The sequence below is a fragment of the Rhizobium leguminosarum genome (assembly GCF_019798305.1).
Classification (GTDB): Bacteria; Pseudomonadota; Alphaproteobacteria; order Rhizobiales; family Rhizobiaceae; genus Rhizobium; species Rhizobium leguminosarum_U.
Genome location: NZ_JAAXDD010000007.1, coordinates 166,710 through 178,791 on the forward strand (window position 1 = coordinate 166,710; position 12,082 = coordinate 178,791).

The window sequence follows — 12,082 nt, forward strand, 5'->3', positions numbered from 1 at the left end:
TCATTGAGCAAGAGGAAAAGGACAATGTCCGCACTCCGTAATTCAGTCCGTACTGGCTTCTTTGGCCGCGCATTCGCCATCCTTGGCGCTGCAAATGCCGTCAGCGCTGCTGTCGAAGCAGGTCGACGCCCGCGCGCCAACGACCTCACCACACTCGGTATCGACCCGGCCTCCTTCGGTCAGGTCTCCCGCTAAGACTCCAAGTCATGCATGAATGAATTAGCCCGCAACCGGATGGTCGCGGGCTTTTATTTTATCTCTACGGGTGCAATCGCGCGGCGCGCTGTGACACCCGACGTCAGGCTTGAAGCTCTTTCCGCTGGGCGTCGTGATCCTCCACCCTTTCGCGCCTGTTGTGGCGGATGGATGACCAGAGGGACAGGCCGATCAGCGCCGCGCCGCCGAGGCCGGTGATGACTTCGGGGATGTGCACCATGGTCTGCGCATACATGATCACCGAGAGGATCAGGATGGCGTAGAAGGCGCCATGTTCGAGATAGCGGTATTCGGCAAGCGTTCCCTTCTCCACCAGCATGATGGTCATCGAGCGCACGTACATGGCGCCGATGCCGAGGCCGATCGCGATGACGAAGAGGTTCTGCGTCAGCGCAAAGGCGCCGATGACGCCGTCGAAGGAGAAGCTGGCGTCCAGCACCTCCAGATAGATGAAGGCGCCGAGGCCACCTTTGGCGGCAGCGCTCATCGTCTGCTGCGAAGCATCGAGCAATCCGCCGACCACCTCGACCGCGAGGAAGGTGAGCAGGCCGTAGATGGCGCAATGGACGAAGACGGTGGCTTCCTCGCCGCCGATCAGCCAGGAGAAAACCAGCATCAGCGCCAGCACGAAGGCGATCTCGATGCCCTTGATGGTGGCCGAACGCGCCATCATCTTTTCAAGACCGCCGATCCAGTGCACCTGCTTCTCGTGATTGAAGAAGTAGTTGAGGCCGACCATCATCAGAAAGGTGCCGCCGAAGGCTGCGATCGGCAAATGCGCGTCGTTCATGATGCGGGCATATTCGGCCGGCTCGCGTGCGGCAAGCACCAGAGCATCCCAGGGGCCGATCTGGGCCGCGATCGCGACGATTGCCAGCGGGAAGACGATGCGCATGCCGAAGACGGCGATGATGATGCCCCAGGTGAGGAAGCGCTTCTGCCAAACCGGCGTCATCTCCTTGAGCTTGTTGGCGTTGACAATGGCATTGTCGAAGGAAAGCGATATCTCCAGCACGGCAAGCACCGTGCAGATGAAGAAGACGGTCGCCATGCCGCCGATCGTGCCGGTCGTCTGCCAGCCGAGCATGGCGCCGAGAACGAGGCCGAGGGCAGTAACGATGAAAGCCCAGCGGAAATAGCTGAGCGAAGATTTATAGGTCTGAGGTTGATTCATGGCCGCACCTCACGGCCGCAAATCGTGTGGAAGAGAGTGGATATGTTAGAGAAACGCGGCACGCCACAACGGGCACGCGGGTCAGGCATGGTGAGCTTGGTCATCGATGAAAAATCCGCCGGCTAAGCTGCAGGCGGTACCGACATCACGAGAGCGCCGTAAAAACTCTCGCCAGAGGGGCCCGGCACCAAAGTTCCCCCGTCAGCCGATGTCTGGAAGGCTGCGGGATAGGCTCTAGGTAATGAGCTTCGCCGACCAGTCAAGGCTGGTCGCCACACCGGGATTGGGTAATTTTTTTGGAACTATCCTGATGCCCGCCCGTTAGGCACTGTTGAGCTTAAAAAAGGAGGCCGATGATGCACACTTCGACCCATATTCCCGATAAACGCACGGAGGCGTCCGACCGCTTGAAGCGGGCAAAGCCAAACCGCATGCAGAAGGCGCAGGTGCTGCCGCCGCATCAGGTCGATCTGACGCTGACGCCCGGCGTCTATCACGACATTCACGTGCCCGCCCATGTTACCGGTGCCGATCTTTCCAAGGGTGGTCCCGACATTAAGGCCCCCGGCGTGAAAGCCAATGCAGAGACCAAGAAATAACGGCTATTCCGGACGCCTCTTTGGCGCGCTGACGCTAGTTTTGACACAGGATGAGAAACATATGACGATCAAATTTGTGCCCCGCGAGATCTTCATCCGGCACGAAAATGAATGGCAGGCCGTCCGCGAGGCGGCGGACGAGCGCATCAATATCGGCAAACGCCAGAAGCCGCTCGCGTCCATCAGCAGCACGGCGTCGGTCGGGAAAAACGATCCTTCGGTCGCACGTTCCGAATGACCAACAGACAGTCACGCTGACATTAGCGACATTAGCGCCCGGCACGATGCCGGGCAGTCGCGTGCCTCACGCTCGAAGCTGATCAGGCCGCCGCAGACGATAGCGCCGAAGAGACGGGCGAAGATGACGGGGTAGTGGATGCGCGATGCCGGTATGATGTCGGCGATGATGCGATCCATGGATTTTTCCCTCGGAACAGATGAAATTTTCGCTGGCTGACGTCTGAGCGCGGAATTTGTTCAGCTTTTTCTCCTTATGTGTTTCGGCCGCCACGTTGGCCCCATCGATGCACCTCGGCGTTTTCATGTCATTCGAGGGAAAGATCGGCGAACCAGGCATCATCCTGTCGCTGCGCCAACCTTTCGGAAAGGATTGGGCAGCGATAATCCCGGCCTCACGGGAATCGGACAGATGGCCAAGACAGCGACACGCGGCCGCCGCAAGGCGCCGGCGAGAGGAAAGAGCAAAGCGCGCAGCAGCAGTGGCGGATTGCTGCCCTGGGCGGTGATCGGCATTGCCGCGATCGGCGGCATCGTCGCTCACGACCATTGGAAGACCATCCAGCCGATGCTTGCAAGGCAATCGGCGTCGGTCACGCGGGAAACGGCGGAGCCGAGGCCGGTCGTCAGGAAGGACGTGCCGCCGAAGCAGGTAGCGCTTGCCGCCCCCACGCCGAAAGCCGCAGCGTCGATGCCTCAGTCGCAGCCGCTGCCGCCGGCCGCGATCCCGACGCCGATGATCCAGCCGATAAAGGCAGTGGCGTCCCCGGCCTCCCCTGCGGTTTCGGAAACCGGGACAGTGGCCTTCGGCTATTGCGGCCAGGGCGCCCATATCAATTGCGTCGGCGACGGCGGTGTCTTCTGGTACAAGGGCGAAAAGATCGTGATCGCCGACATGGCAAGCCCGGTGGTCGATCAGGCGCGCTGTGACGGCGAGCGCCGGGTGGCCTTTGCCGCCAAGTCGCGGCTGCTGGCGCTTCTGAACGCCGGACCCTTCACCATGAACGCTGCGGGCAAGAGCGAGCCCTCAGGCGCGCCGCGCGTCGTCTCGCGCGACGGGCGCTCTTTTGGCGCGCAACTGATCAACGAGGGCCTGGCTCGCAAGCCAGGGGCTGCCGGCAGCGCCTGGTGCGCCTGACGGCTACTGCATAATTCCTTAAATCGGAATCGATGCAAAACCGCTGCGCACTTTTGCTGGAATTGCTCTGGCTACTTACCCTTTTTCACCAGCTTGCCGCCGGTGCGGAAGCTGCCGGTGAAGGAGGAATCCTTGCTTTCGGCCGTGCATTCGATCGCGATCGGCTTGCCGGCATAGGGATTGCCGAAGGTGCAGAAGCCGGCAACCTTGACCTCCCCGGTCATCTTGTTGCCGACGCCCGTGGTGACGAGGCTGAGCGGCAGGCGGGCATTGCCGTTGGAGGCGGGCTTGATGCCGCTGCCGTCGCCCTGGAAGCCGAGCGCCTTGCCGTCTGAAGTGAAGATGAAGGTCACCAAGCCATTGGCCAGCGTGACGCTGGCAAGCTCGTTCTTGCAGCCCTTGGTGGCGTCGAATTTGGCGACGACCAGCTTGGCGCATTTGCCGGAAAGCGTAATGACGCCGGGAGCGCCGGGAAAGGTCTCGGCGGGTGCGGCCGGCGCGGCAGAGGCCGGCACGGCGAGGACGGCAGAAAAAAGGGCGGCGGCTGCCGGTGCGAAAGGTCTCATTGTCTGTCTCAACCCCATCTGTCTGCGACGGCGAATCGGCCATGCGCTGGATAGTCAGGCAATGGCACGGTTCTGTGACTTATTTTGGTCTTACCCTTCGTCGAACGGGTGTCGAAGAGGGCGTTAGGAACTTCTGAAATCGTCCCACAGGATTGCTGCCCCGGCCGCGAACATGGTGATCGGAATCAGCCAAAACTTGATGCTAATGGGTTCAGCGACATGAAACTGCATATATCCGAAACCGAAGAGGCCAGCCCCAGCTAGGGCGAGGCCGAGGATTATGGATACCGCTTTGCGCGTCCGCGTCCTTTGCGCCATACGTCCCCTATTTCCCACCTGCGGGGCTATCCCACAGCCATTGAAACCCCGGCCCGGATCATGGTCGCGGACCAATCACACCCAGGCCCTCGCTCCGCAAAGTGCTGGATCTGGAGCACGTGCCAGGCTCAGGAATCAAAAAATCCCCAAGGGGGATTTATCAACGATGTCAGGGAGATCGGATGGTGGGCGTGACAGGGATTGAACCTGTGACCCCTACGATGTCAACGTAGTGCTCTCCCGCTGAGCTACACGCCCATCCGATGGCGGCGCATAGATCACAAAACCTTCGGAGCCGTCAATAGGCTTTTTTCAGTTTTGTGACGCGCCGCTCGTCACGCCTTATGCGGCAAGCATTTTGTTGACCTCGTCGACGAGGTCGCGCAGGTGGAAAGGCTTGGAAAGGACCTTGGCATCCTTCGGCGCTTTCGAATCGGGGTTCAGCGCCACGGCGGCAAAACCGGTGATGAACATCACCTTCAGGTCGGGGTCGAGTTCGGTGGCGCGGCGCGCCAGCTCGATGCCGTCCATCTCGGGCATGACGATATCGGTCAGCAGCAGGGAAAACGGCTCCTCGCGCAGCCGGTCATAGGCGCTGGCGCCATTGTCGTAGGAAAGGACCTTGTAGCCGGCCTTTTCGAGCGCTTTCACCAGGAAGCGGCGCATGTCGTTATCGTCTTCGGCGAGAAGTATCTTCTGAGTCATCAATCCAGACCGCGATCCATAAGTTTTGGTGGGCTACCAGCCGTTTACACTAGTCTTTACCCGGTAAACAACCGGTGAATTGCCTGTGCCTGACCGCCATCCCTTCTACATAGTATGGACTTGCGGCCGGGCAACTGGCAACATGCGCAAAGCAGTCAGTTCATGACATGGTAAAGAGGGCCGAAAGTGCCGGAAATACGCGAATACGAGCTTTTTGAGATCCATGAGCCCGTGTCGCAGACCATACCCTTCGTCTACAACTCCCCCCATAGCGGCCGTATTTATCCACCGGAATTTATTGCCCAGTCCAGGCTGGAAGGCATCGCCATCCGCCGTTCCGAGGATCACTATGTCGACGAGCTCTTCGGCTCGGCCGTCGCACTCGGCGCGCCGCTTCTTGCGGCCAACTTCCCGCGCGCCTATCTCGACGTCAATCGTGAGCCCTACGAGCTCGATCCGCGGATGTTCGACGGGCTGCTGCCGCCCTATGCCAACGTCAATTCGCTGAGGGTCGCCGGCGGGCTCGGCACCATTCCGCGCATCGTCGCCGAGAACATGGAGATCTATGCGCGGCGCCTGCCGGTGCAGGAGGGGCTCGACCGCGTCGAAGCGGTCTACAAGCCCTATCATGCGGCGCTGCGCCGGCTGATTGCGCGAACGCATGTGCAGTTCGGCTTCGGCGTGCTGATCGACTGCCACTCGATGCCTGGCAATGTGCGCGTCGCCGGCAGCACTTCGCGACCTGATTTCATCATTGGTGATCGCTACGGCACCAGCGCTTCGGCCGAGCTTTCGCGCGCGGCCATCGCCATCCTCGAGGAAATGGGTTTTGCGGCGATCCGCAACAAGCCCTATGCCGGCGGCTTCATCACCGAACATTACGGCCGGCCTTCGCGCGGCCTGCACGCGCTGCAGATCGAGGTGAACCGGGCGATCTATGTCGATGAGCTGACGCTGGAGAAACGCGAAGATTTCGCCGCGGTGGCTGATGCTGTCACGGACTTCATGCAGCAGATGGCGGAATATGTCGAGAAATTTGCCGGAGATCGGGCGCTGGCCGCCGAATAGGTCGCTTTTCGATGTTGCTGACGTCTGGCCTTCGTCTTCCCGGCCAAAAAAAACCGCGCTTGTGAGCGCGGCTAAGTCTAGGGAGGAAACACCCAAGGAGGGTATTTACAGTCAGAAGACTGTATGAAGACGCTACTATTGCATTGCACAAATGTCAAGCAATATATTGCGTTGCGACATCTTTGAGCAGTTACAGCCAAATCGCCTGCTGCGTTTGCATTCCCGTGGCTTTTCGCTATGAAAAGCGCCATTCCCGCCAGCCAAACGGATCCATCATGTTTCCTGACCGTTCGTTCTTCAACCGCCTGGCGGAAGCCGCCCGGGCCGAGACGCTGCCGCGCTTCCGCTCCGGCCTCGATGTCACGAACAAGCTTTCCTCCGGTTTCGATCCGGTGACGGAGGGCGACCGGGCGGCCGAACTCGCCATCCGGGCGCTGATCGAGGAGAGTTTCCCCGGCCACGGCATTCTCGGCGAGGAACATGGGGATGTCGGGCTCGACCGCGAATATGTCTGGGTGATCGATCCGATCGACGGCACGCGCGCCTTCATCTCCGGCGTGCCGGTATGGGGAACGTTGATCGGCCTGCAGAAGGATGGCAGGGCGATCATGGGCATGATCGAGCAACCCTTTACCGGCGAGCGTTATTTCGCCGACCAGAACGGCTCGATCTATACCGGGCCGGAGGGCGAACGGCGGCTGCAGACGCGCCAGTGCGACGCGCTGTCGAACGCCATCCTGTTCACCACCTCGCCGCATCTTTTTGCCGGCGAGGAGATGGAGAAATACCGCGAGATCGAAGGCCAGGTGCGGCTCTTCCGCTACGGCTGCGACTGCTATGCTTATGCGCTGCTTGCCGCCGGCCACATCGATCTCGTCATCGAAAACAGCCTGAAGCCCTATGATGTCGGCGGCATCATTCCCGTCATCGAGGGGGCGGGCGGCATCATCACCACCTGGAACGGCGGACGGCCGGAAAATGGCGGCTCGATCATCGCCGCCGGCAGCCCGGCGGTCTACGAGCAGGCGATCGCCGTGCTACAGCGCTAATCGCGATCAGCTGTGCTGGCCAGGTTACGTGCCGAGGGCGGCGACGTCCTGGTTTTCTTCGGCATCGCTGCCGGGAATAAAAGCGTGGAAGGCGGCAAGGGCGGCGGCGCGGTAGATATCGCGTTCCTGGAAGATCTCGTGACGGGCGCCGTTGATCGGCACCAACTGGCCGGCGCGGAAATAACGCGAGAGCCGCTCCTGCGCCGTGTAGGGCACGACACCGTCACGCGTCGGGGCAATGATGACCGTCGGGATGGTGATCGAGAAGAGGTGGTAGGGCGAGGTGACCCGGTCCATGGTGCGAAAGGCCTCGGTCAGCCAGCGGGCTGTGGGTGGCCCGAGTGTCAGCTCCGGATGGGCCTTCATCATCGCGACATTGCGCTCGAAGCGCTGTTCGTCCGAGGTCAGCGGATTGTCGCGGAAATCCGGCTCCTTCAGTTTCGAGGTCAGCGGCAGGAAGCCGAGGCCGACGGCGTTCAGCGTGCCGGCAAGGGTGCGAATGACGCGGGGCGAAGCCGCCTGGCCGGTCAGGCCGATGAAGGGCGCCGACAGCACCATGCGATCGATACGAGTGGTGAGATAGGGGGCGGCCGAGAGCGCGATCAGGCCGCCTGTGGAATGCGCGAGCAAGTAGAAGGGCAGGCGGGTATCCGGCAGCACCACCTTTTCCAAGAAGGTATCGAGATCACGCTCGTAATCGGCAAAGCGGCGGATGTGGCCGTGGTTGCGGCGTTTCAGGAGCCGCTGCGAACCGCCCTGGCCGCGCATGTCGAAGGTCGCGACCCAGAGGCCCCTGGCCGTCAGGTCGCGGATCGTCTCAAAATATTTCTCGATATATTCGTTTCGGCCGTGCAGGATAACGACGGTGCCCATGGCAACCTGTCCGCTAGAGCGGAAGACGGCGTAACGCAGCTGGTGGCCGTCATGGGTTTCGAAGAACCCCTCCGTGCGGTTTTCCGGAGCGGGATTGTCGGGCGTCGAATAGAGAACCTGATCCATGACTTTGCCAATGCGCCGCTGCTGACTACTTCCACCTTCAGGGATAGCGCATGGCATCCGGCTTGGAAAGCGGTGGGGGAAAAGGGCCGGCAGGAGCATGAGGGTGCTCGCGGCCGGCCGAAGTTGAGACTGAAGAAGAAGGGACGATGCACTTCAGCCATCGGGACCAGATTCACCCGACGCCGAAATTTCTAGGCGAATGCGCCTGAACGCGCTCCGAACCGGTCGTTCATGCGGGGTTCACAGGCCGATCAAGGCGATTCCGGAAAGGTCTTGAACTCGTCAAATCCCATCACCATCTCCTTTCTGCGGGTGCCGGAAAGGGCCTGCGCAACCGTCCCGAGGCCGCCAAAGATGGGGTTTCAGGGGCATTTCATCGCAACACGTCGCTTCCACAGGAGGACATCATGCGTCACGTAGACTTCTCTCCCCTTTATCGTTCGACCGTCGGTTTCGACCGGCTCTTCACCATGCTCGACAGTCTTGCCCAGCCGGAGCAGGCGCAAACCTATCCGCCCTATAATATCGAGCGCACCGGTGAAAACACCTATCGAATCACCATGGCCGTTGCCGGGTTCGACGAGACCGAACTTTCGATCGAAGCCCATGCCCATGTCCTGTCCGTGAAGGGTGAAAAGCACGAGGAACCTGCCGAAAGCGGCGAATTCCTCTACCGCGGTATTGCCAAGCGTGCCTTCGAGCGCCGCTTCCAGCTTGCAGACCATGTCGAGGTGAGCGCCGCTTCGCTGAAGAACGGCCTGCTGCACATCGACCTTCTGCGCAATATTCCCGAGGCCATGAAGCCTCGGAAGATTACGATTGCTGCAGAACCGGTCGAGGCTCCGAAGGCCATCGAAGCGCAGATCATCAACGGCTAATCAGATCCTTGTCGGATGAAACGAACGGCGCTCCATTGGGGCGCCGTTTTTTTATTGCGGCTCAGGCCGGGCTGGCGGCTTCGCCTATCTCTTTTTGCGTTGCGCGGCGGGCAGCGGCAGCGGCGTATTTCTGGGCGATGACGGCGCAGACCATCAGCTGGATCTGGTGGAACAGCATCAGCGGCAGCACGATCGCGCCGATCGACTGGCCTGCGAAGATGACGTTGGCCATGGGTACGCCGCTTGCGAGGCTCTTCTTCGAGCCGCAGAAGGTGATGGTGATCTCGTCGGCCTTGTTGAAGCCCAGCCAACGGCTGCCGAACATTGTCAGCACCAGGACAATCGCCAGCAGGACCATGTCGGCGACGATGACAACGGCGATATCGGCGATCGAGAAGGTGTGCCACAGGCCCTCGACCACCGCCGTCGAGAAGGCAAGATAGACGACCATCAGGATCGAGCCGCGGTCGACAGGCATCAGGATTTTCTTCTTGGCGCGAATCCAGTCGCCGATCCAGGGCTGCAGAATCTGACCGATGATGAAGGGGGCAAGCAGCTGCAGCAGGATCTGCTCCAATGCGTCGAAGGAGAAGCCGCCGTGGCCGCTGACGGAAAACAGCAGGCCGACGAGCAACGGTGTCAGGAACATGCCGAAGATGTTGGATGCCGAGGCCGAGCAGATGGCGGCCGGCACGTTGCCGCCCGCCATCGAGGTGAAGGCGATCGAAGACTGCACCGTCGACGGCAGCACGCAGAGGAAGAGGATGCCGAGATAAAGCGGCTGCGGCAGGATCGCGTCGGGGATCAGTCCGAGCGCCATGCCAAGCAGCGGGAAGATGCCGAAGGTCGTCAGCAGGATGACGAGATGCAGGCGCCAGTGCAGCAGGCCTGATATGACGACGTCACGCGACAGGCGGGCGCCGTGCAGGAAAAACAGCAGCGCGATGGCAAGGTCGGTGGCGATACCAAAATAATCCGCGAATGTGCCGCGCGCCGGCAGCAGCGAGGCGAGGATGACGGTGCAGACAAGCAGGATAGTGAATGTATCGGGCAGAAAACGGCGCATGGCGATCTCGCGGCGTGATAAAACAGTTTGTTCTGTCGTCCATTATGATCCAGGATGCAAGGAATAACAGTTATCGAGAAACTGGATTCATGCTGGACCTTTCGCAATTGCGCAGTTTCGTTGCCGTCGAACAGATGGGCAGTTTCACGCTCGCGGCAGAGAGGCTCGGCCTCGGTCAGTCGACCGTCAGCCAGCACATCCAGCGGCTGGAGACAGCACTCGGGCGCAAGCTGCTGGCGCGCGACACGCATAAGGTGATGCTGACCGGCGATGGCGAGGCGCTGCTGTTGCATGCGCGCGCCATGCTTTCGATCGACGGGCAGGTACAGTCGCTGTTTAAGAGCAACAGCCTGCGCGGCAGTCTGCGGCTCGGCGTGTCGGAAGATTTCGTCACCAGCCAGTTGCCGGCGGTGCTCGAGGATTTCGTCCGTTCGCACCCCTCCGTCGACCTCGAGCTGACAGTGGCGCTTTCCGGCGTTCTCTACGAGATGCAGGACAATGGCGAGATCGATCTGGTGCTGGCCAAGCGCCGGCTCGGCGATGCGCGCGGAAAACTCGTCTATCGCGAGCCGCTCGTCTGGCTGGCGCGCGATCCCGAGCGTGTGCTTGCCTCCGGCCCTCTGCCGCTGATCGCCTTTCCGCCGCCGAGCGTCACGCGGGTGATCGCCCTCGAAGCGCTCGGTCGAAACGGGGTGCCGTGGCGGATCGTCTGTACCTGCGGCAGCCTGAGCGGGCTAACGGCAGCGGCGCGGGCCGGGATGGGCGTGTTGGTGCAGCCGCGCAGCATGGCACCGTCCGGTCTGAAGGAAATCGCTGCGGGAAGACTTCCGGTGCTGGAGGATGTGGAATTCGTGCTGGTTCCGCGCAAGGGCGCGGATCAGGCGCTGGTTTCAGCACTCTCCGAGGATATTCTGCAAAAGGTGAGAGGACTGAGGTCGACATGAGTCCTTGCCCGCCAGCGAAGGGCCCGCCGGGCCCGCAAGCCTTTCGGACAGGCGATCAGGCGGCTAGGTACTTTAAGAAGCTATCGACATCCGCTTCGGTCGTCGCGAAGCTGGTGACGAGGCGGATCAGGGTTTCGCTTTCGGAAACGAGTTCGGGCGTTGCCGTGGGGAGCGGCCATTCGTAAAATTTCGCGCCCTTTTCTTCCGCGGTTTTTACGGCAGTTTTGCTGATGACGGCAAAGACTTCGTTGGATGCGGTCGGCCAGGCGAGGCGGGCGGAATTGCTGGTGGCGATGCCGGCGCGCAACCGGTCGGCCATGCCGTTCGAATGACGGGCAAGATCGAGCCAGAGGCCGTTTTCGAAATAGGCGTCGAACTGGGCGGCGATGAAACGCGACTTGGAGAAGAGCTGGGCGGCGCGCTTGCGGATGAAGGGCATTTCCCGGGCTTGATCCGGATTGAAGAAGACGATCGCTTCGGCGCACCAGCAGCCGTTCTTGGTGCCGCCGAAGGAGAGCATGTCGACACCGCGCTTCCAGGTCATCTCGGCCGGGGTGGCGCCAAGTGCGACCAGGGCGTTGGCGAAGCGGGCACCATCCATGTGGAGCGGCAGATTGCGCTTGCTTGATATGGCGGCGATCTCGCCGATCTCCGGCAGGGAATAGACGGTGCCGATCTCGGTCGTCTGGCTGATGGTCACCGCGCTGGCGCGGCCTTGACGGACGGCATCCTCGGGAAAGCTTGCGATCTTTGCCGAAAGCTTGGCCGGGTCGATCTTGCCGGCTTCGCCGTCAACGGCAACCAGGCGGGCGGAGCCTGAGAAAAATTCCGGCGCACCACATTCATCCTTAATCACATGGGCCTCCGAATGGCAGAAAGTGATGCCGCCGGGGCGCTGGACGCTTGCCAGCGATAGCGAGTTGGCGGCCGTGCCAGTGGCGACGAAGAAAACCGAAACCTCACGCTCGAAGATCTCGGAAAAACGGGCTTCGACCTTTCTGTCGAGATCGCCGGCGCCATAGGCGGCGGCAAAGCCGGTCGATTCCGTCAGCAGACGTTCGGCAATGGATTTGTGGGCGCCGGCCCAGTTATCGGAAGCAAAGAACATGGGGAAACCGTTGGAAA

Annotated in this window: 15 protein-coding genes, 1 tRNA gene and 1 pseudogene; 8 read left to right on the forward strand and 9 right to left on the reverse strand. The window is 61.2% G+C overall.

Annotation, left to right across the window (positions count from 1 at the left end):
- Positions 1–24 precede the first annotated feature (24 nt).
- Positions 25–195 (forward strand): hypothetical protein, encoded by a 171-nt coding sequence (locus HFO99_RS14350; protein WP_222361877.1) that lies wholly within the window; start codon positions 25–27, stop codon positions 193–195.
- A 103-nt stretch (positions 196–298) separates the two neighbouring features.
- Here HFO99_RS14350 and HFO99_RS14355 read toward each other — a convergent pair whose 3' ends face one another.
- Positions 299–1,390 (reverse strand): DUF475 domain-containing protein, encoded by a 1,092-nt coding sequence (locus HFO99_RS14355; protein ID WP_222310682.1) that lies wholly within the window; start codon positions 1,388–1,390, stop codon positions 299–301.
- Positions 1,391–1,743: 353 nt separating this feature from the next.
- Here HFO99_RS14355 and HFO99_RS14360 point away from each other — a divergent pair, with 353 nt between their 5' ends.
- Both HFO99_RS14360 and HFO99_RS14365 read left to right on the forward strand, forming a co-directional pair.
- Complete coding sequence (locus HFO99_RS14360) at positions 1,744–1,989, forward strand: hypothetical protein (RefSeq protein WP_222334152.1); 246 nt, start codon at positions 1,744–1,746, stop codon at positions 1,987–1,989.
- 61 nt (positions 1,990–2,050) lie between these two features.
- Positions 2,051–2,227 (forward strand): hypothetical protein, encoded by a 177-nt coding sequence (locus tag HFO99_RS14365; RefSeq protein ID WP_222361879.1) that lies wholly within the window; start codon positions 2,051–2,053, stop codon positions 2,225–2,227.
- Positions 2,228–2,241: 14 nt separating this feature from the next.
- Here HFO99_RS14365 and HFO99_RS14370 read toward each other — a convergent pair.
- Positions 2,242–2,406 (reverse strand): annotated as a pseudogene (locus tag HFO99_RS14370) (MgtC/SapB family protein); the annotation flags it as partial.
- A 232-nt stretch (positions 2,407–2,638) separates the two neighbouring features.
- On the opposite strand from HFO99_RS14370, the gene HFO99_RS14375 reads away from it, so the two are divergent.
- Positions 2,639–3,364 carry a hypothetical protein gene (locus HFO99_RS14375; RefSeq protein WP_222361881.1) on the forward strand — a complete coding sequence of 242 codons (726 nt, stop codon included), beginning with the start codon at positions 2,639–2,641 and terminating at the stop codon, positions 3,362–3,364.
- A 71-nt stretch (positions 3,365–3,435) separates the two neighbouring features.
- Here HFO99_RS14375 and HFO99_RS14380 read toward each other — a convergent pair whose 3' ends face one another.
- From HFO99_RS14380 to cpdR1, 4 genes are all read right to left on the reverse strand, one after another.
- The gene (locus HFO99_RS14380; protein WP_261323150.1) at positions 3,436–3,930 is read right to left on the reverse strand and encodes a hypothetical protein; all 495 of its coding nucleotides are present in this window, start codon (positions 3,928–3,930) and stop codon (positions 3,436–3,438) included.
- Between the two features lie 123 nt (positions 3,931–4,053).
- Positions 4,054–4,248: a hypothetical protein gene (locus HFO99_RS33805; RefSeq protein ID WP_315860481.1), complete on the reverse strand. Its 195-nt coding sequence runs from the start codon at positions 4,246–4,248 to the stop codon at positions 4,054–4,056.
- A 183-nt stretch (positions 4,249–4,431) separates the two neighbouring features.
- A tRNA-Val gene (locus HFO99_RS14385) sits at positions 4,432–4,506 on the reverse strand.
- Positions 4,507–4,590: 84 nt separating this feature from the next.
- The gene (cpdR1, locus tag HFO99_RS14390; RefSeq protein ID WP_003542883.1) at positions 4,591–4,953 is read right to left on the reverse strand and encodes a response regulator CpdR1; all 363 of its coding nucleotides are present in this window, start codon (positions 4,951–4,953) and stop codon (positions 4,591–4,593) included.
- Between the two features lie 186 nt (positions 4,954–5,139).
- Between cpdR1 and HFO99_RS14395 the strand changes: the two genes are divergently transcribed.
- Complete coding sequence (locus HFO99_RS14395; RefSeq protein WP_064249451.1) at positions 5,140–6,021, forward strand: N-formylglutamate amidohydrolase; 882 nt, start codon at positions 5,140–5,142, stop codon at positions 6,019–6,021.
- Positions 6,022–6,296: 275 nt separating this feature from the next.
- Positions 6,297–7,070 (forward strand): histidinol-phosphatase, encoded by a 774-nt coding sequence (gene hisN / locus HFO99_RS14400; RefSeq protein ID WP_222361885.1) that lies wholly within the window; start codon positions 6,297–6,299, stop codon positions 7,068–7,070.
- A 24-nt stretch (positions 7,071–7,094) separates the two neighbouring features.
- On the opposite strand, the gene HFO99_RS14405 is transcribed toward hisN, so the two are convergent.
- On the reverse strand, positions 7,095–8,069 hold the full coding sequence (locus HFO99_RS14405; RefSeq protein WP_222361887.1) for an alpha/beta fold hydrolase: 975 nt from the start codon (positions 8,067–8,069) through the stop codon (positions 7,095–7,097).
- Positions 8,070–8,476: 407 nt separating this feature from the next.
- Here HFO99_RS14405 and HFO99_RS14410 point away from each other — a divergent pair, with 407 nt between their 5' ends.
- On the forward strand, positions 8,477–8,947 hold the full coding sequence (locus tag HFO99_RS14410; protein WP_064249454.1) for an Hsp20 family protein: 471 nt from the start codon (positions 8,477–8,479) through the stop codon (positions 8,945–8,947).
- Positions 8,948–9,008: 61 nt separating this feature from the next.
- Here HFO99_RS14410 and HFO99_RS14415 read toward each other — a convergent pair whose 3' ends face one another.
- Positions 9,009–10,013, reverse strand: coding sequence for a bile acid:sodium symporter family protein (locus HFO99_RS14415; RefSeq protein WP_222361889.1), 1,005 nt, complete (start codon positions 10,011–10,013; stop codon positions 9,009–9,011).
- Between the two features lie 89 nt (positions 10,014–10,102).
- Here HFO99_RS14415 and HFO99_RS14420 point away from each other — a divergent pair, with 89 nt between their 5' ends.
- The gene (locus HFO99_RS14420) at positions 10,103–10,957 is read left to right on the forward strand and encodes a LysR substrate-binding domain-containing protein (protein WP_222361890.1); all 855 of its coding nucleotides are present in this window, start codon (positions 10,103–10,105) and stop codon (positions 10,955–10,957) included.
- 55 nt (positions 10,958–11,012) lie between these two features.
- Here the strand turns inward: HFO99_RS14420 and HFO99_RS14425 are convergent, their stop codons facing one another.
- The gene (locus tag HFO99_RS14425) at positions 11,013–12,065 is read right to left on the reverse strand and encodes a threonine aldolase family protein (RefSeq protein WP_222361892.1); all 1,053 of its coding nucleotides are present in this window, start codon (positions 12,063–12,065) and stop codon (positions 11,013–11,015) included.
- Positions 12,066–12,082 lie beyond the last annotated feature (17 nt).

Excerpts from the sequence above, each read along its gene's own strand:
- HFO99_RS14350 (WP_222361877.1), top strand. The coding sequence starts at position 25 with ATGTCCGCACTCCGTAATTCAGTCCGTACTGGCTTCTTTGGCCGCGCA.
- HFO99_RS14355 (WP_222310682.1), bottom strand. The coding sequence starts at position 1,390 with ATGAATCAACCTCAGACCTATAAATCTTCGCTCAGCTATTTCCGCTGG.
- HFO99_RS14360 (WP_222334152.1), top strand. The coding sequence starts at position 1,744 with ATGATGCACACTTCGACCCATATTCCCGATAAACGCACGGAGGCGTCC.
- HFO99_RS14365 (WP_222361879.1), top strand. The coding sequence starts at position 2,051 with ATGACGATCAAATTTGTGCCCCGCGAGATCTTCATCCGGCACGAAAAT.
- HFO99_RS14375 (WP_222361881.1), top strand. The coding sequence starts at position 2,639 with ATGGCCAAGACAGCGACACGCGGCCGCCGCAAGGCGCCGGCGAGAGGA.
- HFO99_RS14380 (WP_261323150.1), bottom strand. The coding sequence starts at position 3,930 with ATGAGACCTTTCGCACCGGCAGCCGCCGCCCTTTTTTCTGCCGTCCTC.
- HFO99_RS33805 (WP_315860481.1), bottom strand. The coding sequence starts at position 4,248 with ATGGCGCAAAGGACGCGGACGCGCAAAGCGGTATCCATAATCCTCGGC.
- cpdR1 (WP_003542883.1), bottom strand. The coding sequence starts at position 4,953 with ATGACTCAGAAGATACTTCTCGCCGAAGACGATAACGACATGCGCCGC.
- hisN (WP_222361885.1), top strand. The coding sequence starts at position 6,297 with ATGTTTCCTGACCGTTCGTTCTTCAACCGCCTGGCGGAAGCCGCCCGG.
- HFO99_RS14405 (WP_222361887.1), bottom strand. The coding sequence starts at position 8,069 with ATGGATCAGGTTCTCTATTCGACGCCCGACAATCCCGCTCCGGAAAAC.
- HFO99_RS14410 (WP_064249454.1), top strand. The coding sequence starts at position 8,477 with ATGCGTCACGTAGACTTCTCTCCCCTTTATCGTTCGACCGTCGGTTTC.
- HFO99_RS14415 (WP_222361889.1), bottom strand. The coding sequence starts at position 10,013 with ATGCGCCGTTTTCTGCCCGATACATTCACTATCCTGCTTGTCTGCACC.
- HFO99_RS14420 (WP_222361890.1), top strand. The coding sequence starts at position 10,103 with ATGCTGGACCTTTCGCAATTGCGCAGTTTCGTTGCCGTCGAACAGATG.
- HFO99_RS14425 (WP_222361892.1), bottom strand. The coding sequence starts at position 12,065 with ATGTTCTTTGCTTCCGATAACTGGGCCGGCGCCCACAAATCCATTGCC.